Source organism: Pseudonocardia sp. WMMC193, assembly GCF_021728735.1.
GTDB lineage: Bacteria > Actinomycetota > Actinomycetes > Mycobacteriales > Pseudonocardiaceae > Pseudonocardia > Pseudonocardia oroxyli.
Map to the genome: position 1 here is coordinate 2,720,648 of NZ_JAKKDO010000003.1, position 23,226 is coordinate 2,743,873.

Below are 23,226 nucleotides of genomic sequence, written 5' to 3' on the forward strand. Positions count from 1 at the left end.
GTCAGGAGTTCTCCTTCTCGGTGAGCAGTCGGTGCAGTACCTCGCCGTGCAGCGGCAGGCGGGTGATCTCGATCCCGTGGGGGGCCAGCGCGTCGGCGACGGCGTTGGCGTAGGCCACCGGGAAGCTCATGGACGACCCCTCACCGCAGCCCTTGGCGCCGAGCGGGGTCAGCGGGGACGGGGTCACCACGTGGTCGGTGCGCAGGTCGAACCCGGCCTCCGCGCTGGTCGGGCACAGGTAGTCGAGGAACGTCGCCGCCGTCGGCTGGCCGGAGTCGGCGTGGGTGAACTCCTCGTAGGCGGCCCCACCGAGGCCGTGCACGAGCGCGCCGTACACCTGGCCGTCGAGCAGGGTCTGGTCGAGCACGGTGCCGGCGTCGTGCACCGAGGACACCCGGTCCACGGTGATCTCGAGGGTGTCCGGGTCGATCCGGACCGCCACGATCTCGGCCACGAAGCCGTAGCAGAGCGAGGAGTTGATCCGGTCGTCCGCCGTGGCCGCGCGGGTCTCGCGCGGGGAGAACTCGGCCTCGGCGTAGAGCCGGGCGGGCACGCCGTCCGGCAGCGACGCCGGGTCCCAGTGCACGACGCCTGCGGCGTGCCGGAAGGCGACCGCGCGACCGTCCGGGTGCACGACCTTCCCGTCGAGCAGGGTCAGCTCGCCCGGGTCGGCCCCCTCCAGCAGCGTGGCCCCGGCCGCCTTCACCGTGGCGGCGATGGTGTCCGCGGCCGCGACGACCGCGCTCGTGACGAGCGGCGCGAACCGCGAGGAGTACGACCCGGACGTGACCGTCCACGGGGTCGTCGCGGTGTCCATGTCGACGACCACCCGCACCTGCTCCAGGGGCAGCCCGAGCCGCTGCGCCGCGACCTTGCGCGCCACCGTGGCGTGGCCCTGCCCCTGCGGGACCGACCCCAGCAGCACGGTCACGATCCCCTGCAGGTCCACCGACATCCGGACGTGCTCGGTCGAGCCGGACTTGTCCCGGCCCGGCTTGCGCTCCTCGGCCGGGGTGGCCAGGCCGACGTAGCCGATGTTGGTGCCGGAGGGGTCGACGACGAGCGCGGTGCCGATGCCGTAGAAGGCGCCCGCGGCCCGGGCCGCCTCCCGCCTGCGCTCCAGCTCGGCCAGGTCGGCGTTCTTCACGACCAGGTCCAGCGCCGCGGCGTAGTCACCGGAGTCGTACACGCCCCCGGTCGCCGTCTCGTGCGGGAACGCCGACACCAGGTTCCGGCGCCGCACCTCGACGACGTCGAGCCCCGTCGCCGCGGCGACCGCGTCCATCAGCCGCTCCAGACCGAAGTAGAGCTGCTGGCCGCCGAAGCCCCGGTTCAGCCCGGTCGGCATCGTGTTGGTGACCACGGCGCGGGCCCGGATCTCGACCGCGTCGATGCGGTAGGGCCCGGTGATGTTGCCGTAGCAGCGGTAGAGCGTGGAGGGTTCCGGCGGGCGCAGGTAGGCGCCGACGTTGTCGATCAGGTCGGTGCGCAGGGCCGTGACGGTGCCGTCGGCGTCGACGGCGGCGGAGAAGGTCATCGCCCGGTCCGCGCCGGTGGAGCTCGCCATCAGGTGCTCCACGCGGTCCTCGGCCCACCGGACCGGCGTCCCCGCGTGCTTGGAGGCCAGCGCCATCAGCACGACGTACGGGTAGATGCCCGCCTTGATCCCGAAGCTGCCCCCGATGTCCGCGGGGACGTGCAACCGCACCCGAGACGTCGGGATCCCGAGCGCGCCCGCCATGACCGGGACCATCGAGAACGGTCCGTGGAAGTTCGCCCAGCACTCCACCGACGGGCCGCCGTCGCCCTCGAGCCACTGGGCGATCACGGAGTAGCACTCCATCGGCACCGAGGAGTAGCGGGGGAAGTCGTAGCGGCCGGTCACCACGTGCGCGGCGTCCCGGAACCGCTCCTCCACCGGGCCGAACGAGAAGGTGCGGTCGGTGGCGACGTTCGACCCGGCGTCCTCGTGCAGCAGCGGGGCGTCCGGCTCCAGCGCGGCGCGCGCCGCCGTGACGGCGCCCAGCTCCTCGTACTCCACGGCGACCAGCTCGGCGGCGTCCTCGGCGACGTAGCGGTCCGAGGCGACGACGACGGCGATCGGCTCGCCGACGAAGCGCACCTTGTCCACGCCGGTGGGCAGGTACGGCATCACCGCGCCGGTCGACAGGGGGAAGGGCCGCAGCGCGGCGCGCACCTCCTCCGGGCCGATCACCGCCGCCACCCCCGGGTGGGCCCGGGCGCGGCTCAGGTCGACCGAGCGCAGCCGGGCGTGCGGACGGGTGGAACGCACGACGGTGGCGACCAGCGTGCCGGGCAACGGGTCCAGGTCGTCGAGGAACGCGCCCCGACCGGTCACCAGCGCGGCGTCCTCGTCCCGGCTGGGGACCCAGGTGCGGGTGGCCTCCACGACATCAGACACGTGCTTCTCCCCTCAGGTCGTACTCGCCCGCGGCGAGCGTGCGGCGCAGCGTCTTGCCGACCCCGGAGCGCGGGATCGAGTCGACGGCGATCACCCGCTTCGGCCGCTTCAGCGACGGCAGCTCCTGCCGCGCCCAGGCCAGCGCCTGCTCGGCGGTGGCCAGCGGGTCGGCCCCGCGGACGGGGACCACGAACGCGGTCACCGCGTGCCCCCAGCGCTCGTCGGGGAGCCCGACCACGCAGACGTCGTCGATCGCGGGACACCGGGCCAGGACCGATTCGATCTCGTCCGGGTAGATGTTCTCGCCACCGGAGTTGATCATGTCGTCGGTGCGCCCGGAGACCCACAGGTCCCCGTCCTCGTCGGCGATCGCGAGATCACCGGTGTGGTACCACCCGTCCCGGATGGCCTTGGCGTTCGCGTCCGGCCGGTTCCAGTAGCCGCCGAAGGCCTCGGGCGAGGCCATCGAGACGATCACCTGACCCTGCGCCCCGCGCTCGACCTCCTCGTCGACCGGGGCGCCCGCGTCCGGGGCGATCAACCGCACCCGGGAGAACAGCCCGGCCCGGCCCGCGCAGCCGGGCTTGGCGGCGACGTCCGGCCCGATGGTGAAGGTGTAGATCTCGGTCGAGCCGAAGTGGTTGACGAACGAGGCGGGTGCCACCTGCTCGACCAGCTTCTCGGCCAGCGACGGGGTCATGGCGGCCCCCGCGTAGGCCAGGTTGTCCAGCGCCCGGGCGTCGCCGAGCCTGCCCGTGCGAAGCAGCGACCAGTAGATCGTCGGCACCAGGTACAGGGAGCCGATCCGCTCGTCGAGGATCAGCTGCATCGACTCGTCGGCGTCGAACGCGGGCTGACCGACCCAGGTGCCGCCGACGACGATGGAGGCGAGCAGGGTGCGCAGGCCCATCGTGTGGAACAGCGGCATCACCCCGAGGGTCGGGACGCCCTGGCGCTGCCGGGTCTGCATCACGTGCGCGACCGCCGCGAGGTGCTCGGCGCGGTGGGTGCGCGGCACGCCCTTCGGCTTCCCGGTGGTGCCCGAGGTGTACAGCATCACACTGACGTCCTCGTCCGCCGGGACCACGCAGGTCGGGCTGTCGAGCCGCTCCGCGAGCGCGTCGACGGCCGTCACCTCGCGCAGCAGGTCACCCCGGCCGGAGGCCGCGACCCGCTCGGCGTGCGCGGCGTCCGCGACCACCAGGCGGACATCGGCGTCTCCCAGGCAGTAGCCGAGCTCCTCGGTCCCGAAGCGGGTCGAGAGCGGCACCGAGACCGCACCGAGCTTCTGCACGGCCAGGTGCAGGCTCGCGAGCTGCTCGCCGCCGTGCATCACCAGGCCGACCCGCGCCCCCCGCTCCACACCGAGGCTGCGCAGGGCCCCGGCCAGCCGGTCGGTCCGCGCGTCCCACTCCCGGTAGGAGAGCCATCGGCCGGTCCCCCGCACTGCGGGCCGGTCGGGGTTGCGCTCGACCGCCCACCGAAGCGTCGTCACCAGGTCCATGCGACCCCCTCGTCGTCGTACGTCTGTTTCAGACCATACGTTTCGGACTGTTAGAAGGGAAGCCCGGGGTCCGGTCCTCCGGGGTGGCGCCACCCACGCGTGACTGGGTCGCCGAGTTCGGCGCTAAACCTTCCCGTACGGGGCACTAGAGTCCGCGATGCGCCGGCCGGCACGAGAGGAGAGCCGATGCGACTGTCCACGACCTCGTACCTGGTCCTGGGGATGATCGCGTTGCGTGGGCCCTCGACGCCGTACGACCTCAAGCGGGCGATCAGCCGCTCCGTCGGCTACTTCTGGCACTTCCCCCACGCGCAGCTGTACTCCGAGCCGGACCGGCTCGCCGAGGCGGGCCTGCTCGCCCTGGACACCGAGGACGGCGGCCGGCGCCGCAAGACCTACTCGCTGACCGACGAGGGTCGCGCCGCGCTGCGGGACTGGCTCGCGGCACCGACCCCCGAGCACTTCGAGATGCGAGACGTCGCCGAGCTCAAGCTGTTCTTCAACGAGGCCGGCTCCCCGGACGACGTCCCGAAGCTGGCCCGCGAGCAGATCCGCCAGCACGAGAGCCGGATCGCGGACTACGAGGACATGGTCGCCCGACACGGCCGGGAGCCGTGGGCCGAGCCGCGCATGATCACCCTCGAGCTGGGGCTGGAGATGGAGCACGCCGCCCTGCGGTTCTGGACCGCCCTGGCCGCCGACGACCTCGACGGGCTCCGCCGGGAGCGGGCCGAACGCGATCCCCGGCGCTGACGGGCCCGGCCACCCGGCGCGGGACTACGCGCCCGCGAGCGCGGTGGCCACGGCGGCGCCGAGGGCGACGTTGCCGCGGTAGACCTCGACGTTGACGTCGAGGCTGCGGCCGTCGGTGGCGCGCTGGATCCAGTCGAGCAGGAACGGCGTGGTGTCGTTGCCGGTGATCCCCTGCTCCTCGGCCGCGGCCAGTGCGGCAGCCAGCACGGCGCGGTGCTCCTCGACGTCGAGCTGGGCCGCCTCGGCGACCGGGTTGGCCAGCAGCATCGCCGCGGGGATGCCGAGCGCGTCCCGCGCCCGCAGCACGGCGGCGGCCTCCTCGGGCGTCTGCACCGAGTGGGAGATCGCGTGCCCGGAGTCGCGGACGTAGAAACCGGGGAAGGCCGTGGTGCGGTAGCCGAGCACGCCGATCGAGAGGGTCTCGAGCCGCTCCAGGGTGGCGCCGACGTCGAGGATCGACTTCACCCCGGCGCTGATCACCAGGATCGGGGTGCGGGCCAGCGCGACGAGGTCGGCGGACTCGTCGAACGTCGTCGCGGCCCCGCGGTGCACCCCGCCGAGCCCGCCGGTGGAGAACACGGCGATCCCGGCCCCGTGGGCGAGCACGGCCGTGGCGGCGACGGTGGTGCCGCCGGAGAGGCGCTGGGCCACCGCGACCGGCAGGTCCCGCTCGCTGATCTTGACGACGGTGTCGTCCTCGCCGAGCCGGGCGATCTCGTCCGGGGCGAGCCCGACCCGCGGCACGCCGTCCAGCACGCCGATGGTGGCGGGCACCGCGCCCGCGTCCCGGATGATCGCCTCGGCCTCGGTGGCGACCTTGAGGTTGCGCGGGCGGGGCAGGCCGTGGGTGAAGATCGTCGACTCGAGCGCGACGACCGGGCGGCCCTCGGCGAGGGCGGTGCGGACCTCGTCGGACACGGCGACGGACATGGGTTCTCCTCCGGAGGGGTCAGGCGGGGACGGTGGGAACGGCGTTGACCGGCGGCAGGCCCGCGGCGGCGCGGCGGACCTGCTCGCGGACGAGCTCGGCGAAGCGGCGCCGCCAGGCGGTCTCGCCGCCGCCGGTGTGCGGGGTGAGGACGACGCCGGGCAGGTGCCACAGTGGATGGTCGGTGGGCAGGGGTTCGGGGTCGGTGACGTCGAGGTAGGCGCGCAGCCGCCCGCGCGCCACCTCGGCCACGAGCGCGTCGGTGTCGACGACCGGGCCCCGCGCCACGTTGGCCACGACGGCCCCGGCGGGCAGCGCGGCCAGGACCGCGGCGTCGACGAGCCCGCGGGTGGCGTCGGTGAGCGGGACGGCGAGCACGAGCACGTCGGTGGCCGGCAGCAGGGTGGGCAGGTCGGCCTGCGTCGTGACGCCGGCGCGGGGCGTCCGCCCGACGACGGCGACCTCGGCGCCGAAGGCCCGCAGGATCGTGGCGATCCGCCCGCCGACGTCCCCCGCGCCCACCACGGTGACCCGCCTCCCGCCCAGCTGCTCGACGACCAGGGGTTCCCACCGGCGTGCGCGGCGGGCGTCGTGCGCCTCCCCGTGCCTGCGCAGCACGGCGAGCACCCCGGCGACCGCGGCCTCGGCGGTGGCGGCGCCGTGGATGCCGCGGCCGTTGCACAGCACCACCCCGGCGGGGACGACGGGGAGCCAGGGGTCCACGCCGGAGGAGGGCAGCTGCACCAGGCGCAGCCGCGGCAGCGCGGCCAGGACCTCCGGGGCGGGCGGGCGCGGGCTGTGCTCGCTGACCAGCAGCGTCACCTCGGTGGGGACCGGGCCCGGCTCCCGCCAGTCCCACACCACGGTGCGGACCCCGGACGGGAACGGACCGGCGAGGGCGCGCAGGTCGTCGTCGGGCAGGGCGACGGTCGGGGACGGGCCGGGCACGCTCAGTCCAGGACCCCGCCGGCCGCGGCCGGGCCGCGGCCCTTCGCGACGACCCCCGCCACCACCAGGATCGTGACGACGTAGGGCGCGGTCATGAGCAGCGGCGGCGAGATCGCCACGGCGAGCAGCCCGAACACGGCGGACACCGACGAGGCGAACCCGAACAGCAGCGCCGACGCCGCACCCTGGGCCACCCGCCAGGACCCGAGGATGACCGCGGCCAGCGCGACGAACCCGAGCCCCGAGCTCATGCCCGCGACGAACTGCCCCGCGGAGCCGATGGTCAGGGCCGCGCCGCCGATGCCCGCGATCGCGCCGGACACCGCGGTGCCCCAGAACCGGATGCGCTTGGCGTCGATGCCCGAGCTCTCGACGGCCTGCGGCGCCTCCCCCACGGCCCGCACCCGCAGTCCGAGCCGGGTGCGCCGGAGCACGAACTCGACCACGACGACGATGAGCACGGCCAGGTAGAAGATCGGCCCCTGGGCGAACAGCGCGGGCCCGACGACCGGGATGTCCGACAGCAGCGGGATCTGCCACACCGCGAACACCGGGGGCGAGTTGTAGGTGGCGAGGTCCGGCACCATGATCTGCTCCGCCAGGTAGGCGGTCAGGCTCGTGCCCAGCGCGACCAGCACGAACCCGGCCACCACCTGCGGCACCCGGAACCGGATCGTCAGCACGCCGAGCAGCGCGCCGAGCGCGAGACCGGCCAGCGGCGCCACGAGCAGACCCAGCCACGCACTGCGGGTGACGGAGGCGACGAGCGCCGAGGCGAAGGCCCCGACGAGCAGCTGCCCCTCGATGGCGATGTTGAAGGTGCCGCTGCGCTCGGCCAGCGCCCCGGACGTCGAGCCCAGGATGATCGGCACCGCCGCCACCACGGACAGGGCGAGGATGCCGCCGAGGCTCGCCTGGCTGCCGCGGGCCGCCCACGCGACCACCCCGACGACCCCGGCCAGCACCCCGAGGGCGACGAGCACCGGGACCGAGTGGACCCGGCCGGTCGCGCGCCGCAGCCGGTGCACCGCGACGGCGCAGCCCGCCGCCACGAGCGCGCCGACGCCGCAGAACACCCACACCGGTGCCGTCACCACCGTCGAGGCCGAGGAGGCCCCGAGCGCGAGGTCGGTGCGCTGCCCGCCGCCGTTCCAGGCGAGCAGCGCCAGCCCGACGGCGAGGGCGGCGACGAACCAGGACGCCTTGCGCCGGGCCCGCTCGGCGAGCCGCTCGGCCAGCGACCGGGTGACCTCGTCGATCCGGGCGCCCGTGTTCGACGGCGTGTCCGCGCGCGTCATCGGGAGGCCCCCTGTCTCTCGCGCAGCCGGTAGATCGCCGCGATGAGCGCGGGCGCGGTCACGAACATGACGATCAGGGACTGCATGACGTTGGTGAGCTGGTAGCTGACACCCGAGTCCAGCTGGGCGGTCAGCCCGCCGGCCTGCAGGGCGCCGTAGAGCAGGGCCGCGCCCGCGACCCCGACCGGGCGGGTGTTCCCGACGAACGCGACGAGGATCCCCAGCGTGCCGATGGTGTGCCCGAACTCCACCTGCAGCTGCTGGGAGACGCCGAGCACCTGCACCGCACCCGCGATCCCGCACACCGCGCCGGAGATCACGAAGGCCCAGACGACGACCACCTTGCGGCGGATGCCCGCGACGTCGGCGGCCCGCGGGCTCGCGCCCGCGATCTGCATCTCGAAGCCGAGCCTGCTGCGGTTGAGCAGCACCGCACCGGCGATGACGACGAGCAGCGCCACGATCGCGCCGGTGTTGACCGGCAGGAAGGGCACCAGGTCGGTCAGCGCGGCCGACGGCGGGGTGACCCGCCCGACCGGGTTGGCCACCCCGTTGCCCTCGGCGCGGAAGAACGTCGAGGACAGCAGGAACACCAGGACGTTCGCCATCACGTAGTTGAACATGATCGTGACGATCACCTCGCTGGCCCCGGTCACGGCCTTGAGCAGGCCCGGCAGCAGGCCGCACAGCGCCCCGCCCACGACCGCCGCGACGATCGCCAGCAGCACGTGCAGCAGCCAGGGCAGGCCGGACACCCCGAACGCCACCCAGCTGGCGCCGATGCCGCCGCCGACCATCTGGGCGTGCGCGCCCATGTTGAAGGCGGCCGACCGGTAGGCGATGGCCAGACCGACGCCCACGATGGCCAGCGGGACGGCCGCGGTGATCGTGTTGCCCAGCGGGGTCAGCGCCCGCCGCCAGGCGGCCACCGAGGGATCGGCGAGCGCCCGCCCGAGCATCTCCGGGTCGACGATCGCGCCGCGGAACAGCCCGGTGTAGAAGGACCAGAGGCCCTCGCCGGTGACGGCGAGCGCGTTGCCGGGGTAGCGGAACAGCCCGCCGAGCGCGATGCGGATGTCCGCCGTGGTCGCCACGATGAGTACGGCCGACACGGCGAACCCCGTGACCAGCGACAACAGCAGGACGACGCCCTGGTTGCGGGTGCCGATCCACCGGTAGGCCGCCGCCAGGACGTCCCGGGCCGAGCGCCGCGGGGAGGGCCCCGGACGCGGCGGCGCGGCGGGGGCCTGCGCCTCGATCACCATCAGTCGCCTCCCATCAGGACGCCGATGCGGTCCCGGTCGAACGGTGCCGCCACCACGCCGGTGACCACACCGGAGCTGACGACGGCGATGCGGTCGCAGACGGCGACGGCCTCGTCGATGTCGGAGGTCACGACGAGCACGGCACCGCCCGCCCCGGCCATGGCGGCCAACCTGCCGTGCACGAACTCGATGGAGCCGACGTCCAGGCCGCGCGTCGGGTTGGCCGCGACCATGACGGTGAGGTCGCGCTCCATCTCCCGCGCCACGATGACCTTCTGCTGGTTGCCGCCCGACAGGCTGCCGACGAGCTGGTCCGGGGACTGCGCCCGGATGTCGTACTTCTCGATCATCCGGCGGGCGTGCGCGCGGATCTCCCGCTCGCGCAGGAAGAGCGAGCGCCACGTGGAGAAGCGGGGGTCGTGGCGCCGGTCCAGCACCAGGTTGCGGCCGATCGACATGCCGAGCACCAGCCCCTCGGCGTGCCGGTCGGCCGGGATGACGCCGAGGCCCGCGGCCAGGAACGCCGCGGGTCCGGCCCCGGTCAGCGGGGTCCCGTCGAGCACCACCTCGCCCGCGTCCGGGGTCTGCGCCCCGGTGCACACCGAGACGATCTCGTGCTGGCCGTTGCCGTCGACGCCGAGCACCCCGAGCACCTCGCCCGCGTGGACCTCCAGGTCGACGTCCCGCAGCGGGGTGCCGTGCAGGGTGCGACTGGACATCGTCACGCCGCGCACGGACAGGCGCACCGGGGCGTCCGGCGGCACCAGGTCCGCGGCCCGCTCGGCGCCGCCGACCCGGCGGCCCACCATGAGCGTGCCGAGCTCCTCGACGCTCGTCGAGGCGGGATCGCGAGTGGCCACCAGGCGCCCGCGGCGCAGCACCGACACCGTGTCGGCGACCGCGAGGGCGTCCCGGAGCTTGTGGGTGATGAAGACGATGGCGCGGCCGTCGTCGCGCAGCCTGCGCAGCGTCCGGAACAGCGACGCCGCCTCCTCGTCGGTGAGCACCGCCGTGGGCTCGTCGAAGATCAGGATGCGGGCGTCCCGGGTGAGCGTCTTGACGATCTCCACCCGCTGCTGCATGCCGACCGACATGTCCTCGACGACGGCGTCCGGCTCGAGCACGAGCCCGAACTGCTCGGACACCTCCGCGGCCCGCCGCCGCGCCGCGGCCGTGTCCAGCAGGCCCCGGCGGGTCAGCGGCTCGTCGCCGAGGGCGATGTTCTGCGCCGCGGTGAACGCGCCGACGAGCCGGAAGTGCTGGTGCACCATGCCGACCCCGCGGGCGATGGCGCCCTTGGCGTCGAACCCGGTGACGTCCTCGCCGTCGATCACGACGCGGCCCTCGTCCGGCCGCACCGTGCCCGACAGGATGCCCATCAGCGTGCTCTTGCCCGCGCCGTTCTCGCCGACGAGCGCGTGGATCTCGCCGGGGCGCACCGACAGGCTGATGCCGTCGTTCGCCCGCAGCGTGCCGTACACCTTGCTCACCCCGCGCAGTTCCACCACCGCGGCCGTGTCCTGCCGGGGTGGCGCCTGCGCCGTAGCGGGTCGCACCACGAGTACCTCCCTCCTCGGGCCGGCACCGCGGGCGACCGGAGGGCCGCCCGCGGTGCGCGGGGTCAGCCGGCCGCGCTCGTCTGGACCGAACCGTCGACGATGGCCGTCCCGACCTGGCTCAGCTGGTCGCGCAGGGCCTGCGGCACGGCCGCGTCGGCCTGGTGGAACGGGGCGAGGCCGACGCCGCCGTTCTCGACGGTGCCCTCGTAGGTGCCCGCGGGCAGGGCGCCGTCGACGGCCTTCGTGGCGACGTCGGTGAGGCTGGTCTGGATGTTCTTCAGCACGCTGGTGAGGAAGAGGTCGCAGTTCGCCTCGTTGCTCACGCAGCCGTCGTTGTCCGGCCAGATCAGGTAGCGGCCCGCGGCGGGGCCACCCGCGGCGCGGACGGCCTCGGTACCGCCGCCGCTCATGAGCACCATGAGCACGTCGGCGCCGAGCTGCATCTCCGACTCGGCGAGCAGGCGCGCCCGGTTGGCGTCGGTGAAGTTGCCGACGAAGGTGCCGGTGCGGGCCGCCGGGTCCCAGCCGACCGACTTCACCGACGTGCCGTTGACCTGGTTGTAGTGCTCGACGCCCTTGACGAAGCCGTCGAGGTAGAGCTCGACCGGCGGGATCGAGACGTTGCCGACCACGCCCACCGTGCCCGTCTTGCTCATCCCGGCGGCGAGGTAGCCGGCCTGGAAGGAGGCCTCGTCCGTGCGGAAGTGCAGCGAGCTGACGTTCGGCAGGTCGACGCCCGCGACGTCGTCGATGAGGACGAAGTCGATGTCCGGGTTCTGCGGGGCCAGGCGCTCGATCGTCTCGGTCGTGTTGAAGCCCATGCCGACGATGAGGTCACAGCCCTGCTGGACGAACTGGTCGCCCATCTGCGGGTAGTCGATCGAGCCGGACTGGGCCAGGTAGCTCACCTGGATGCCGGTGGCCGAGGCGACGCTCTGCAGCGCGCCCCAGGCCTGCTGGTTGAACGACCGGTCCGCGACGCCGAGGCTGCTCACCATGAGGCAGGCGGAGTAGTCCGAGCGGGCGGGCCGGTCCGTGCCGCCCGCGGGCGCGGCCTGGTCGACGCCTCCGTCGCCGCAGCCGGCGAGCACGACGCCGAGCACCGCCGCGCTCGCCAGCGCGGTGGTGACCCGGCGGCGGGCACCGGGTCGAGCGGGGATCCAGTTCACGACGTCCCTCTTTCCTGGAGGTCGACGGTGGTGGGAGCGCGCCGGCGGTGGGCCGCGCCCTCGGGGGGAACAGCGGAGATCAGCGGAGATCAGGGGAAGTTCAGGCGGGCCGTCAGCCCTGCGGTCGGAAGGTTATTCGCATAACGTGATCCAGGGGAACGGGCCGCTCTGTGGCGCTGGTCACCTCTGTCGCCGCCTCCCCGACCAATGTTTCGCGCAGGTGGCGAAGCTGTTTCGACCTGCGGATTCTCGTCTCCGTCGGCTCGTGCGCGACTACGGTGCACGAGGTAAAACGAATAACCTCATGGAGCGTTGCATGACCACGACACTCTCCCCCGCGGCCACCGAGCAGGCGGTCCGCAAGCACCGGCTCGCGGCCTCGTACCGCCTGTTCGCGCGCTTCGGCTTCGACGAGGGGGCGGCCGGGCACATCACCGTGCGCGACCCGCTCGAGCCCGACACGTTCTGGGTCGCGCCGTTCGGCCGCTGGTTCGGCGGCGTGCTCCCCCACGACCTGATCCGGGTCGACGCGGCGGGCGAGGTCGTCGAGGGTGACGGCGCGGTGAACCGGGCGGCGTTCTGCATCCACTCCGCGATCCACGCGGCCCGACCGGACGTCGACGGCGCGGCGCACGCCCACGCGCCCTACGGGAAGACCTTCGCCTGCCTGCACACACCGCTCGCACCCCTGACCCAGGACGCCTGCGCCTTCCACGGCAGGCACGCAGTGTTCGAGGAGTTCGACGGCGTCGTCCTGGACCGGGTCTACGGCGACCGCATCGCCGCCCGGCTCGGGGAGGGCCGCGCACTCATCCTCGCCAACCACGGGCACCTCACGGCCGCCGCCTCGCTGGAGGCGGCGGTGTGGTGGTTCGTGGCGATGGAGCGCTGCTTCCAGAGCGAGCTGCTGGCCCGGGCCGCGGGCACGCCCGTGCCCATCTCCGAGCCCGCGGCCACGCTGACCGCCGAGCAGCACACGGTGGAGTACGCCGAACTGTGCTTCTCCGCCCTCTACGAGCGGATCATGGCCGAGCAGCCGGACCTGGCGGCCACCCGGCCCTGACGCCTGGGCCGCCCAAGCGTCGCTCAGCGGTGCTTGGGCCGCCCAAGCGTCAGCCCGCGGCGCTCGGGCCGCCCAAGCGTCGCTCAGCGGTGCTCGGGCCGCCCAAGCGTCACCCAGCGGTGCTCGGGCCGCCCAAGCGTCGCTCAGCGGTGCTCGGGCCGCCCAAGCGTCACCGACTCAGGGCAGCCTCGCGACCGCCTCCAGCACGACGTCCCAGAAGCGCTCGGCGTCCATCGACAGGCCCACGACGTGCCGGGGGCCGGGCGGGGAGTCCCGCAGGTCCACCACGGTGCGCCCCAGGGTGAGCGCCCCGGCGACCTCGACGGCGACCGGCGCCTCGACGGTGGTGAACACCTCGGGCGCGACCAGGTGCACCATCGGGCACAGGTCGTGCACCGGTGGGGCGGCGAAGCCCTGGTGCTGCAGGTAGCGCGCGCCGAAGAAGTCCAGCAGCTCCCCGCCGAGCACCGCGGCGCGCCCGCCGAGCGCGGCGAGCCGGGCGCGCACGTCCGGGGTGGCCAGCGCCTGGTGGGTGACCTCGAGGCCCATCATCGTCACGGTCCACGGCGCGGCGAAGACCTCGGCGGCCGCCTCCGGGTCGACGTAGATGTTGAACTCGGCCGAGGCGGTGACGTTCCCCGTGGTCACGGCCCCGCCCATGATCGCGACCCCACCGACGAGCCGCGCGATCTCCGGGTCGCGGCGCAGGGCGAGCGCCAGGTTGGTCAGCGGCCCGGTCGCGACGAGCACGGTGCCCGGCCGGGCCCGGACGAGGTCGACGATGAGCTCGTCGGCGGGTCGGGGGTCCAGCGCGCGGCTGCTCGCGGGCAGGACCGGCCCGTCCATCCCGCTCTCGCCGTGGATGTCCGGCGCGGCCCGGTGATCGCGGGCGAGCGGGCGCTCGGCACCCCGGGCCAGGGGGAGAGCGCCCTCCACACCGAGGTGGTCCAGGAGCTTCGCGGCGTTGGCCGTGACCCGCTCGACGGTCTGGTTCCCGCAGACCGTGGTGACCCCGACCAGGTCGAGGCCCGGGTGCCCCAGCGCCACGAACAGCGCGAACGCGTCGTCGTGCCCGGGGTCGCAGTCGAGCAGGACGGGGACGACGGGGACGCTCACACCGTCACCTCCGCGGCCGGGGCCAGCATCGCGCCCGGCTCGGCGAGGACCCGCGCGGCGAGCGCGCTGCCCGCGGCCGCGGCCCGCTCGGGGTCCGCGCCGGTCAGGACGGCGTGCAGGTACCCCGCGGCGAAGGCGTCCCCCGCGCCGGTGGTGTCGCTGACCCGCTCGACGGGCGGGACGGGCACCTGCGCGACCGGCAGGCCGGGTCGGTGCACGGTGACGGGCCACGGCCCGTTCTTCACCACCGCCACGGCGCCCAGCGCGGTGATCCGTGCGGCCGGGACCAGCGCGGCCTCCTGGGCGTTCGCGAAGTGCAGGTCGGGTGCGAGGTGGGCGAGCAGGTCCAGGTAGTGCTGCACGCCGAGGTCATCGAGCAGGGCGACCGAGCTGGCGTCGACGCTGAGCAGCGCGCCCTGGGTGCGGGCGCAGTCGGCCAGGGCGGCCACCGTCGCGGCCGAGGCCGGGGTCCCGAGCGCGTAGGCCGAGACGTGCAGGGCGGCGGCGCCGTCGACCCAGGCGGGCGGGACGTCGGCGAGCTCGGCGGCCGCGGCCCGGTCCGGGAACATGGTGCGCTCGCCGTCCGGCTCGATGCGGATCACGATCGACCCGGTGCGGCCCGCACGCTGCACCCGCGGCTCGACGCCGCTCGCGCGCAGGTCGGCGGCCAGGGCCGCGCCGAGGGCGTCCTCGCCGACCCGGCCGATGAAGCGGGCCGGGCCGAGCGCGGCGGCGAAGGCGGCGACGTTGGCGGCGCTGCCGCCGCGCGACCGCACGATCGTCGACGGGTTGTCGGTGCCGACGCGGGTGGGTCCGGCGGGGTGGACGACGACGTCCTCGACGACGTCGCCGACCGTCACGACGAGGCCCGGCGACGGGGGGACGGGTGGGGACACGGGGGCACCATCCTGGGAGTGGGGATCAGGTCGGGGCGGGGCCGGTGGAGCGCCGCACGACCAGCGAGGTCGGCAGGATCACCGAGCGGCCCGGCCGCGCGTCCTTCTCGATCTGGTCGACCACGAGCAGCGCGGCCTCCCGGCCCAGCTCGCGGGCGGGGAGGTCGACCGACGTGAGCGGGGGGTGGGTCACGGCGGCGATGGGGTTGTTGTCGAACGAGGCCACCGACAGCGCGCCGGGGACCTCCACGTCCGCCGCGGCGAGGGCGGCGAGGACCCCGTAGGCCTGCACGTCGGTGGCGGTCACGATCGCGGTGGCGCCCTGGCGCCGCCAGCTCGGCAGCGACCGGGCGACGAGCGCCTGCGCGACGTGCATGTCGATCCGGGAGCGGGCGGACACGATCTTGGCCCGGTGGACGTGCTGCCGGAAGGCCGCGGTGAAGCGTTCGCGGCGGTCGTCGAACGTCTCGCGGACGCGCTCGGAGTCCAGGTAGACCACGACGCGGTGGCCGAGCCCCGCCAGGTGCTCGGACAGCTGCGTCGCGCCGATGCCGACGTCGAAGTAGACCCGGGAGAGCCCGGGCGGCCCCTGCGACTCGTCGAGCACGACGACCGGGAACCCGGCCTCGCCGAGCTGGGGGTCGTCCTGGATCCCGGCGATGTTGACGAGCATCCCGTCGACGCCGAACGAGGAGATCGTCGCGATGTCCGGCGGGCCGTCCTCGCCGGTGGCGGCGGCGAGGATGAGCTGCATGTCCTTGCCGAACACCTCGCCGACGCCCGCGGCGGTGGCGGCGATGAACGGGTTGGCGATGTCGTGGGCCACCAGCGCGACCCGATGGTGGCGCCCGGTGACGAGCGACCGGGCCGCCGGGTTCACGACGTAGCCGAGCGCGGCGATGGAGGCGCGCACCCGCGCCGCCGTGGCGGCCGAGACCCGCCCCTCCGCCTTGCCGTTGGCCACGAGGGAGACGGTGGCGATCGACACCCCGGCGTGCTCGGCCACGTCGGTCGCCTTGACCCGGCCCTTCGGCGGCGACATCCGCTCCCCCACGTCCACGGCGACGATGTTAGACGCATAACCACCGCTGACGGCAGTGACTCTCCCGCTTGGTTGCGAGGTGACGTGCACCGCATTGTGCGAGCCCCCGATCACGGCCTAGGTTGCCGTTATACGCATAACGCGCTGCCTGCGTACCGCCGCCGAGCGAGAGGGCATGTCATGTCCGCGTACGTCCCCGTGATCGACCTCGACCGTGACGACGCCGTCGTCGCCGCCGAGCTCGACCGCGTCTGCCGCGAGGTCGGCTTCTTCCAGATCGTCGGCCACGGCGTCGACCCCGAGGTCGAGGAGCGCGCCTGGCGGGCCTTCACCCGCTTCTTCGACCTGCCCGCGGAGGCCAAGCTCGCCCTGCGTCCCGGCCCGGGCGAGCCGTACGGCTACATCCCGGCGGGCGCCGAGGCGCTGGCCCGCTCCACCGGGACCGACGAGGCACCCGGCGACGTCAAGGAGAGCCTCAACATCGGCCCGATGGACCCGCCCGCGCACCCGCTGTCCGGGCCGGACGAGGCCGCGATCCACACGCCGAACCGGTGGCCGGAGGACCTGCCCGAGCTGGAGCCCGCCGCCCGCGCCTACACCGCGGCGATGACCGCGCTGACCGCCCGGCTGATGCGGCTGTTCGCGCTGGGCCTGGACCTGCCCGCGACGTTCTTCGACGACAAGATCGACCGCTCCCCGCACGCCCTGCGGGCCATCAACTACCCCGCCACCTCGGTGCCGCTCGCCAAGGGGCAGCTGCGGGCGGGCGCGCACACCGACTACGGCCTGCTCACGATCCTGCGCCAGGACGCCGTCGGCGGCCTCGAGGTCCTCGACCACGCGGGCGCCTGGGCGGCGGTCCCCGCGGTGCCCGGCGCCTACGTGCTCAACATCGGCGACCTGATGGCCCGCTGGACCAACGACCGGTGGCGCTCCACGCTGCACCGCGTCGTCAACCCCGTCGAGGGCGCGGCCGCCGCGGCCCGCAGGCAGAGCGTGCCCTTCTTCGCCAACGCCAACTGGGACGCCGACGTCCGCTGCCTGCCCTCCTGCCTCGCCCCCGGCGAGACGCCGCGCTACGCACCGGTCGAGGCAGGCCCGCACCTGCTCGGCAAGTTCCGCCGCACCGTCGCGGCCTGAGCCACCGTCCCCACCGTCCGTTCCCGACGAAGGGTCCTCCCCATGACCAGCAGCCAGGTCCCCGCCGACTTCATCCCGGTCATCGACGTCGCGTCGTTCCTGGACGGCTCCGACCTCGAGACCGCGCCGCGCCAGGTGAACGAGGCCGCGGTGAACTCCGGCTTCTTCCAGATCACCGGCCACGGCGTGCCGCGGGAGCTGATCGACGCCGTCTACGCCAAGTCCGTCGAGCTCGCGAACACCCCGCAGGAGTACCGGGACTCGCTCGTCTCCCCCGTCGGCCACCCCTACCGCGGGCTGACCACCAACATCGACGCCGAGGGCACGGTGCGCTCGCTGCGGGTCCACGCGAGCCACTTCGACGACGCGGCCGCCGCCGAGGCCGCCGGGGTGCCCGCCGACTACGCGGACTTCTTCTCCCCCAACGTGTGGCCGGACGAGGTCGCGGGCTACCGGGCGGCCGTCGGCGCCCTGTTCGCCCGCACCCAGGAGCTCGGCGCGGCGCTGATGCGCCTGTTCGCGGTGGCCCTGGAGATGCCGATCGACTACTTCGACGCGCTCGTCGAGCCGAACGCGTCCAGCTGCTCGATCAACTACTACCCGCCGCGCGGCGCGCCGCTGCGCGAGGACCCCACGGTCATCTTCGACGAGCACTTCGACGGCGGCACGCTCACGATGCTGCACCAGCGCGGCACCTACGAGGGCCTGCAGGTCAAGGACCGGGACGGCGCATGGGTGTCGGTCCCCGTGGTCGACGAGGCGCTCGTGATCAACATGGGCGAGCTGATGATGCGGTGGACCAACGGCCGCTGGCCCGCCACCCGGCACCGCGTGATCGCCTCGACCGACCCGGCCGGGCACCGCACCACGCTCACCACCTTCCACCTGCCCGCCGTCGACACCGTGATCGACCCGCTGGCCTCGACCGTCGGCGCGGAGGGCCCGCGGTTCGACGCGGTCTCGGTCTACGACTGGGAGCAGCGGTTCATCAAGAAGACATACGCCGAGCGGCGGTTCCTCAAGGCAGGCGCGGCCACCGAGCGCTATCTTGCCGAGCTCGCCGAGAAGTGAGCGGAGGACCGGCCATGGGAACGACCCTGATCCGGGGCGGCACGGTCGTGTCGGCCACCGGGCGGCAACGCATCGACGTCCTGATCGACGGCGAACGGATCGCGGCGCTGGTGGAGCCCGGCTCCGCCGCCCTCGGCGCCGACCTCGCGGGCGCCGTCGACACCGTGATCGACGCGACCGGGAAGTACGTGATCCCCGGCGGCGTGGACGGCCACACCCACATGGAGATGCCGTTCGGCGGCACCACGGCGGCGGACACGTTCGAGACCGGGACCCGCGCGGCGGCGCACGGCGGCACCACGACGATCGTCGACTTCGCCATCCAGACGCCGGGGCAGCGGGTGCAGGACACCCTCGCCGAGTGGCACGAGAAGGCCGCGGGCGAGTGCGCGATCGACTACGGCTTCCACCAGATCCTCGGCGACGTCGACGCCGAGGCGCTCAAGGCGATGGACGAGCTGGTCACCGAGGGCGTCACCAGCTTCAAGATGTTCATGGCCTACCCGGGGGTCTACTACTCCACCGACGGCCAGATCCTGCGCGCGATGCAGCAGGCCGCGGGCAACGGCGGGCTGGTGATGATGCACGCGGAGAACGGCATCGCCATCGACGAGCTGGTCACCCAGCACCTCGCCCGCGGCGAGACCTCCCCGTACCACCACGGCGTCTCCCGGCCCTGGCAGCTGGAGGAGGAGGCCACCCACCGCGCGATCATGCTCGCGGACGTGACCGGCGCCCCGCTCTACGTCGTGCACGTCTCGGCCAAGCAGGCACTCGCCCAGATCGCCGAGGCCCGCGGGCGGGGCCGCAACGTGTTCGGCGAGACCTGCCCGCAGTACCTGTACCTGTCGTTGGAGGAGCAGCTCGGCGCGCCGGGCTTCGAGGGCGCCAAGTGGGTGTGCTCCACGCCGCTGCGCTCGCGCGCCGAGGGCCACCAGGACGAGCTGTGGCGCTACCTGCGCACCGGTGACGTGACGACCGTGGCCACCGACCACTGCCCCTTCTGCTTCCGCGGGCAGAAGGAGATGGGCCTCGGGGACTTCTCGAAGATCCCCAACGGGATCGGCGGCGTCGAGCACCGCATGGACCTCATGTACCAGGGCGTGGTCAGCGGGCGGATCTCCCTCGAACGCTGGGTGGAGGTCTGCTGCACCACCCCCGCCCGGATGTTCGGCATGTACCCGCGCAAGGGCGTGATCTCGCCGGGAGCGGACGCGGACGTCGTCGTCTACGACCCCGCGGGCCACACCTCGATCGGCCTGGAGAAGACCCACCACATGGCCATGGACCACTCCGCGTGGGAGGGCTTCGAGATCGACGGGGCCGTCGACACGGTCCTGTCCCGCGGCAAGGTCGTCGTGGCGGGCGGGGAGTACCGGGGCCGCAAGGGCGACGGCCGGTTCGTCAAGCGCGACCTGTCCCAGAACCTGATCTAGGAGCGACTGTGGACCTCGGCATCGTCCTGCAGTGCAACCCGCCCGCGTCCCGGCTCGTCGAGCTGACCGTGCAGGCGGAGAACCGCGGCTTCACCCACGCCTGGACGTTCGACTCGCACATGCTGTGGCAGGAGCCGTACGTCATCCACTCGGCCATGCTCGCGGCCACCCGGACGATCACCGTCGGGCCGATGGTGACCAACCCGCTGACCCGGGACTGGACCGTCACCGCCTCGACCTTCGCCACGCTGAACTCGATGTACGGCAACCGCACGGTCTGCGGCATCGGCCGGGGCGACAGCGCGGTGCGGGTGCTCGCCGGCAAGCCGTCCACGCTCGCCACGCTGCGGGACTCGGTGCAGGTCATCCGGGAGCTGGCCAACGGCCGCAGCGCGATGGTCAACGGGTCCGAGGTGCGCATCCCGTGGGCGGGGCGCTCCCGGCTGCCGGTGTGGGTGGCGGCCTACGGCCCCAAGGCCCTGGAGCTGACCGGCCGCTACGCCGACGGGTTCATCCTCCAGCTCGCCGACCCCGCCATCGCCGCCTGGACCATCGAGCGGGTCCGCAACGCCGCCGCGGACGCGGGTCGGGACCCCGCGGACGTCACCATCTGCGTGGCCGCCCCGGCCTACGTCGGGACCGACCGGGACCACCAGCGCGACCAGTGCCGCTGGTTCGGCGGGATGGTGGGCAACCACGTGGCCGACATCGTGGCCAAGTACGGCGGCGAGTCCGACGTGCCCCGCGAGCTCACCGCCTACATCGAGGGGCGGACGGGCTACGACTACAACGAGCACGGGCGGGCGGGGAACACCCACACGACCTTCGTGCCCGACGAGATCGTGGAGCGCTTCTGCGTGCTCGGCACCGCGGACGAGCACGTCAAGCGGATGGCCGAGCTGGCGGCGCTCGGTGTCGACCAGTTCGCGCTCTACCTGCAACACGACGGCATCGACCAGACCCTGCACGCGTACGGCGACACCGTGATCCCCGGGATCCGGCCCGTCGGCGCGGCCGTTCTCTGAGGAGTCCCCCGTGTCCGCTCCGACCACCCCCCGCACCTCCCCCGCGGCCGACCGGGAGCTGCTGGCCGACTTCGCCGCGATGTCCGCGTTCGGCGCCACCCCCGCGGGCGGCGTCGAACGGCAGGCCGCGACGGCCGACGACGCCGCCACCCGCGCCTGGCTCGCGGAGTGGCTCACCGACCGCGGCTTCACCGTGGTGCACGACCGGATCGGCAACATGTTCGGGCTGCTCGAACTGAGCCCCGGCGCCCCGTACGTGCTCGCAGGCTCGCACCTGGACAGCCAGCCGCGCGGCGGGCGGTTCGACGGCGCCTACGGCGTGCTCGCCGCCGCCCACGCCGCGGACCGGCTGCGCCGCCACTACGCGCAGACCGGGACGACGCCGCGGTGCAACGTGGCCGTCGTGAACTGGTTCAACGAGGAGGGCAGCCGGTTCAAGCCGTCCATGATGGGCAGTGCGGTGTTCGTCGGCGAGCTGCCGCTGGACACCGCGCTGGCCACCACCGACGCCGCAGGCGTCTCGGTGGCCGAGGCGCTGGACGACATCGGCGCCCGCGGGGAGACCGACGTGTTCGGGCCGGAGCGGCGGGTGGCCGCCTACGCCGAGATCCACATCGAGCAGGGCCGGGAGCTGGACAAGTCCGGCACCACCCTGGGGCTGGTCGACCGGACCTGGGCGGCGAACAAGTACGAGATCGCCGTCGTCGGCAGCCAGGGGCACACCGGGGCCACCGCCATCGCCGACCGCCAGGACGCCCTGTACGGCGCGGCGCTGATCGTCGTGGCGCTGCGGGAGCTCGCGGAGCGGTTCGGCGAGGAGCTGCACACCTCGTGCGGCCAGCTGACCGTCTACCCGAACTCCCCGGTCGTGGTGGCCCGCGAGGTGCGGATGCACCTGGACCTGCGCTCCCCCTCCGACGAGCTGCTCGCCGAGGCGGACGACGCCCTGCGGGCCCGGTTCGCCGAGATCGAGCTGCAGGCGGACGTCGCGATCGAGCGCCGCTTCGCGCACACCTGGCGGGGGCACGTCTACCAGGCCGAGGGCGTGGAGCTCGCCCGCGCGGTGGCCGAGGACCTGGGTGTCTCCAGCATGATCGTGCGCACCCGCGCCGGGCACGACTCCACCAACATGAAGGACCTCGTGCCCACCGTCATGCTCTTCGTCCCGAGCGTGGAGGGCATCTCGCACGCGGAGGCCGAGTTCACCGCGGACGAGGACCTGTGCACCGGGGTCGACGTCCTCACCGAGACCCTCGCCCGCATGCTCGACGGCGCCCTCACCCCCGAACCCCGGAGCTGACCGCCGGCCACACCTTCCACTGAGTGGAAGGATCGGCTGGTCCGTCCGCGGACCTCCTGCGATCGTGACCGCATGCGTACCCAGGTCGCCATCGTCGGCGCAGGTCCGGCCGGTCTGCTCCTCTCCCACCTCCTCGACCGGGCCGGGGTCGAGTCCGTGATCGTCGAGACCCGCTCGCGCGCGTACGTCGAGGCGCGCATCCGGGCGGGGATCCTCGAACAGTCGACCGTCGACCTGCTGCACGAGGTGGGGCTGGGCGCGCGCCTCGCGGCCGAGGGCGACGAGCACCGCGGGATCTACCTGCAGTGGCCCGGCGAGCGGCACCACCTCGACTTCGTCGACCTGGTCGGGCGGAGCGTGACCGTGTACGGCCAGACCGAGGTCACCAAGGACCTCGGCCGGGCCCGGGAGGCCGCGGGCCAGGAGATCCGGTACGAGGTCACCGACACGGCCGTGCACGACATCGAGACCGATCACCCGTACGTCACCTTCACCGGCCCGGACGGCACCGCCGAGCGGCTCGACGCCGACGTGGTCGTCGGCTGCGACGGCTCGTTCGGCCCGTGTCGCGCCGCCGTCCCGGACGGCGCGAAGCAGTCGTGGGAGCGGACCTACCCGTACTCCTGGCTGGGCGTGCTGGCGGACGTCGCACCGTCCACCGACGAGCTGATCTACGCCTGGCACCCGGACGGCTTCGCGATGCACTCCATGCGCTCGGCCACCGTGTCCCGTCTCTACCTGCAGGTTCCGAACGGCACCGACATCGCGGACTGGTCCGACGACCGGATCTGGGACGGGCTCGCCACCCGGCTGGGCCACGGCGAGAACGGGTGGACGCTGACCCCCGGGCCCCTCACCGAGAAGTCCGTGCTCCCGATGCGCAGCTTCGTGCAGCAGCCGATGCGCCACGGCCGGCTGTTCCTGGCGGGCGACGCCGCGCACATCGTGCCGCCCACGGGCGCGAAGGGCCTGAACCTCGCGGTCGCGGACGTCGCGATGCTCGCCCCCGCGCTCGCCGCCCTGCTCCGGGACAAGGAACCCGCGCTCGCCGACGCCTACTCGGACGCGGCGCTGCGCCGGGTGTGGCGCTGCACGCACTTCTCCTGGTGGATGACGACCATGCTGCACCAGTCCGGGGACCCGTTCGACGCCCAGCTGCAGCTGTCCCAGCTCCGCTGGGTCGCCCAGAGCACCGCCGGGAGGACCGGGCTGGCGGAGAACTACGCGGGCCTGCCCATCGGGTTCTGAACGCCCCCTCCCCGCGTACCCTGCCCAGGTCAGGGCCGAGGAG

At 73.8% G+C, this 23,226-nt stretch carries 19 protein-coding genes; 8 read left to right on the top strand and 11 right to left on the bottom strand.

All coding sequences use genetic code 11. From position 1 onward, the window contains the following. Position 1 precedes the first annotated feature (1 nt). Positions 2–2,422: a xanthine dehydrogenase family protein molybdopterin-binding subunit gene (locus tag L3X23_RS14280; RefSeq protein WP_093078951.1), complete on the bottom strand. Its 2,421-nt coding sequence runs from the start codon at positions 2,420–2,422 to the stop codon at positions 2–4. Next, positions 2,415–3,926, bottom strand: a complete 1,512-nt coding sequence (locus tag L3X23_RS14285; protein WP_237192681.1) for a class I adenylate-forming enzyme family protein — start codon at positions 3,924–3,926, stop codon at positions 2,415–2,417. Before L3X23_RS14285 ends, L3X23_RS14280 begins: the two co-directional genes overlap by 8 nt. Positions 3,927–4,112: 186 nt before the next feature. Between L3X23_RS14285 and L3X23_RS14290 the strand changes: the two genes are divergently transcribed. After that, a complete protein-coding gene (locus L3X23_RS14290) occupies positions 4,113–4,679 on the top strand; it encodes a PadR family transcriptional regulator (RefSeq protein ID WP_237192682.1) in 567 nt (188 codons plus the stop codon). A 24-nt stretch (positions 4,680–4,703) separates the two neighbouring features. On the opposite strand, the gene L3X23_RS14295 is transcribed toward L3X23_RS14290, so the two are convergent. The 6 genes from L3X23_RS14295 to L3X23_RS14320 all read right to left on the bottom strand — a co-directional run bounded on the left by L3X23_RS14295 (position 4,704) and on the right by L3X23_RS14320 (position 11,846). Then, the gene (locus L3X23_RS14295; RefSeq protein WP_237192683.1) at positions 4,704–5,609 is read right to left on the bottom strand and encodes a pseudouridine-5'-phosphate glycosidase; all 906 of its coding nucleotides are present in this window, start codon (positions 5,607–5,609) and stop codon (positions 4,704–4,706) included. A gap of 19 nt (positions 5,610–5,628) precedes the next feature. Beyond that, complete coding sequence (locus L3X23_RS14300) at positions 5,629–6,555, bottom strand: NAD(P)-dependent oxidoreductase (RefSeq protein ID WP_237192684.1); 927 nt, start codon at positions 6,553–6,555, stop codon at positions 5,629–5,631. Positions 6,556–6,557: 2 nt separating this feature from the next. Beyond that, on the bottom strand, positions 6,558–7,853 hold the full coding sequence (locus L3X23_RS14305; RefSeq protein ID WP_237192685.1) for an ABC transporter permease: 1,296 nt from the start codon (positions 7,851–7,853) through the stop codon (positions 6,558–6,560). After that, complete coding sequence (locus tag L3X23_RS14310; RefSeq protein ID WP_237192686.1) at positions 7,850–9,118, bottom strand: ABC transporter permease; 1,269 nt, start codon at positions 9,116–9,118, stop codon at positions 7,850–7,852. The genes L3X23_RS14305 and L3X23_RS14310 overlap by 4 nt, the downstream gene beginning before the upstream one ends. Continuing rightward, positions 9,118–10,677 (bottom strand): ABC transporter ATP-binding protein, encoded by a 1,560-nt coding sequence (locus tag L3X23_RS14315; RefSeq protein ID WP_237192687.1) that lies wholly within the window; start codon positions 10,675–10,677, stop codon positions 9,118–9,120. The genes L3X23_RS14310 and L3X23_RS14315 overlap by 1 nt, the downstream gene beginning before the upstream one ends. A 62-nt stretch (positions 10,678–10,739) precedes the next feature. Next, the gene (locus tag L3X23_RS14320; protein WP_237192688.1) at positions 10,740–11,846 is read right to left on the bottom strand and encodes a BMP family protein; all 1,107 of its coding nucleotides are present in this window, start codon (positions 11,844–11,846) and stop codon (positions 10,740–10,742) included. 316 nt (positions 11,847–12,162) lie between these two features. Here L3X23_RS14320 and L3X23_RS14325 point away from each other — a divergent pair, with 316 nt between their 5' ends. Then, positions 12,163–12,909 carry a class II aldolase/adducin family protein gene (locus tag L3X23_RS14325; protein WP_237192689.1) on the top strand — a complete coding sequence of 249 codons (747 nt, stop codon included), beginning with the start codon at positions 12,163–12,165 and terminating at the stop codon, positions 12,907–12,909. Between the two features lie 177 nt (positions 12,910–13,086). On the opposite strand, the gene L3X23_RS14330 is transcribed toward L3X23_RS14325, so the two are convergent. From L3X23_RS14330 to L3X23_RS14340, 3 genes are read right to left on the bottom strand one after another with little or no spacing between them, the layout of a single operon-like run. Further along, the gene (locus L3X23_RS14330) at positions 13,087–14,025 is read right to left on the bottom strand and encodes a nucleoside hydrolase (protein ID WP_237192690.1); all 939 of its coding nucleotides are present in this window, start codon (positions 14,023–14,025) and stop codon (positions 13,087–13,089) included. Next, positions 14,022–14,921, bottom strand: a complete 900-nt coding sequence (locus L3X23_RS14335) for a PfkB family carbohydrate kinase (RefSeq protein ID WP_237192691.1) — start codon at positions 14,919–14,921, stop codon at positions 14,022–14,024. Before L3X23_RS14335 ends, L3X23_RS14330 begins: the two co-directional genes overlap by 4 nt. Before the next feature lie 25 nt (positions 14,922–14,946). Beyond that, a complete protein-coding gene (locus tag L3X23_RS14340) occupies positions 14,947–15,981 on the bottom strand; it encodes a LacI family DNA-binding transcriptional regulator (RefSeq protein ID WP_237192692.1) in 1,035 nt (344 codons plus the stop codon). A 162-nt stretch (positions 15,982–16,143) separates the two neighbouring features. On the opposite strand from L3X23_RS14340, the gene L3X23_RS14345 reads away from it, so the two are divergent. The 6 genes from L3X23_RS14345 (at position 16,144) to L3X23_RS14370 (ending at position 23,183) form a co-directional block, all read left to right on the top strand. Further along, positions 16,144–17,103: an isopenicillin N synthase family oxygenase gene (locus L3X23_RS14345; RefSeq protein WP_237192693.1), complete on the top strand. Its 960-nt coding sequence runs from the start codon at positions 16,144–16,146 to the stop codon at positions 17,101–17,103. A 42-nt stretch (positions 17,104–17,145) separates the two neighbouring features. Then, positions 17,146–18,174, top strand: coding sequence for an isopenicillin N synthase family oxygenase (locus L3X23_RS14350; RefSeq protein WP_237192694.1), 1,029 nt, complete (start codon positions 17,146–17,148; stop codon positions 18,172–18,174). A gap of 14 nt (positions 18,175–18,188) precedes the next feature. Beyond that, complete coding sequence (gene hydA, locus L3X23_RS14355; protein ID WP_237192695.1) at positions 18,189–19,610, top strand: dihydropyrimidinase; 1,422 nt, start codon at positions 18,189–18,191, stop codon at positions 19,608–19,610. A gap of 8 nt (positions 19,611–19,618) precedes the next feature. Next, complete coding sequence (locus L3X23_RS14360) at positions 19,619–20,635, top strand: TIGR03842 family LLM class F420-dependent oxidoreductase (protein ID WP_237192696.1); 1,017 nt, start codon at positions 19,619–19,621, stop codon at positions 20,633–20,635. Between the two features lie 10 nt (positions 20,636–20,645). Next, positions 20,646–21,935: a M20 family metallo-hydrolase gene (locus L3X23_RS14365; RefSeq protein WP_237192697.1), complete on the top strand. Its 1,290-nt coding sequence runs from the start codon at positions 20,646–20,648 to the stop codon at positions 21,933–21,935. Positions 21,936–22,007: 72 nt separating this feature from the next. After that, positions 22,008–23,183, top strand: coding sequence for a 4-hydroxybenzoate 3-monooxygenase (locus L3X23_RS14370; RefSeq protein ID WP_237192698.1), 1,176 nt, complete (start codon positions 22,008–22,010; stop codon positions 23,181–23,183). Positions 23,184–23,226 lie beyond the last annotated feature (43 nt).

What these genes read in the sequence shown, in the direction of transcription:
- L3X23_RS14285 (WP_237192681.1), bottom strand. Translation starts at nt 3,926, where the DNA reads ATGGACCTGGTGACGACGCTTCGGTGGGCGGTCGAGCGCAACCCCGAC.
- L3X23_RS14290 (WP_237192682.1), top strand. Translation starts at nt 4,113, where the DNA reads ATGCGACTGTCCACGACCTCGTACCTGGTCCTGGGGATGATCGCGTTG.
- L3X23_RS14295 (WP_237192683.1), bottom strand. Translation starts at nt 5,609, where the DNA reads ATGTCCGTCGCCGTGTCCGACGAGGTCCGCACCGCCCTCGCCGAGGGC.
- L3X23_RS14305 (WP_237192685.1), bottom strand. Translation starts at nt 7,853, where the DNA reads ATGACGCGCGCGGACACGCCGTCGAACACGGGCGCCCGGATCGACGAG.
- L3X23_RS14310 (WP_237192686.1), bottom strand. Translation starts at nt 9,118, where the DNA reads ATGGTGATCGAGGCGCAGGCCCCCGCCGCGCCGCCGCGTCCGGGGCCC.
- L3X23_RS14325 (WP_237192689.1), top strand. Translation starts at nt 12,163, where the DNA reads ATGACCACGACACTCTCCCCCGCGGCCACCGAGCAGGCGGTCCGCAAG.
- L3X23_RS14345 (WP_237192693.1), top strand. Translation starts at nt 16,144, where the DNA reads ATGTCCGCGTACGTCCCCGTGATCGACCTCGACCGTGACGACGCCGTC.
- L3X23_RS14350 (WP_237192694.1), top strand. Translation starts at nt 17,146, where the DNA reads ATGACCAGCAGCCAGGTCCCCGCCGACTTCATCCCGGTCATCGACGTC.
- hydA (WP_237192695.1), top strand. Translation starts at nt 18,189, where the DNA reads ATGGGAACGACCCTGATCCGGGGCGGCACGGTCGTGTCGGCCACCGGG.
- L3X23_RS14370 (WP_237192698.1), top strand. Translation starts at nt 22,008, where the DNA reads ATGCGTACCCAGGTCGCCATCGTCGGCGCAGGTCCGGCCGGTCTGCTC.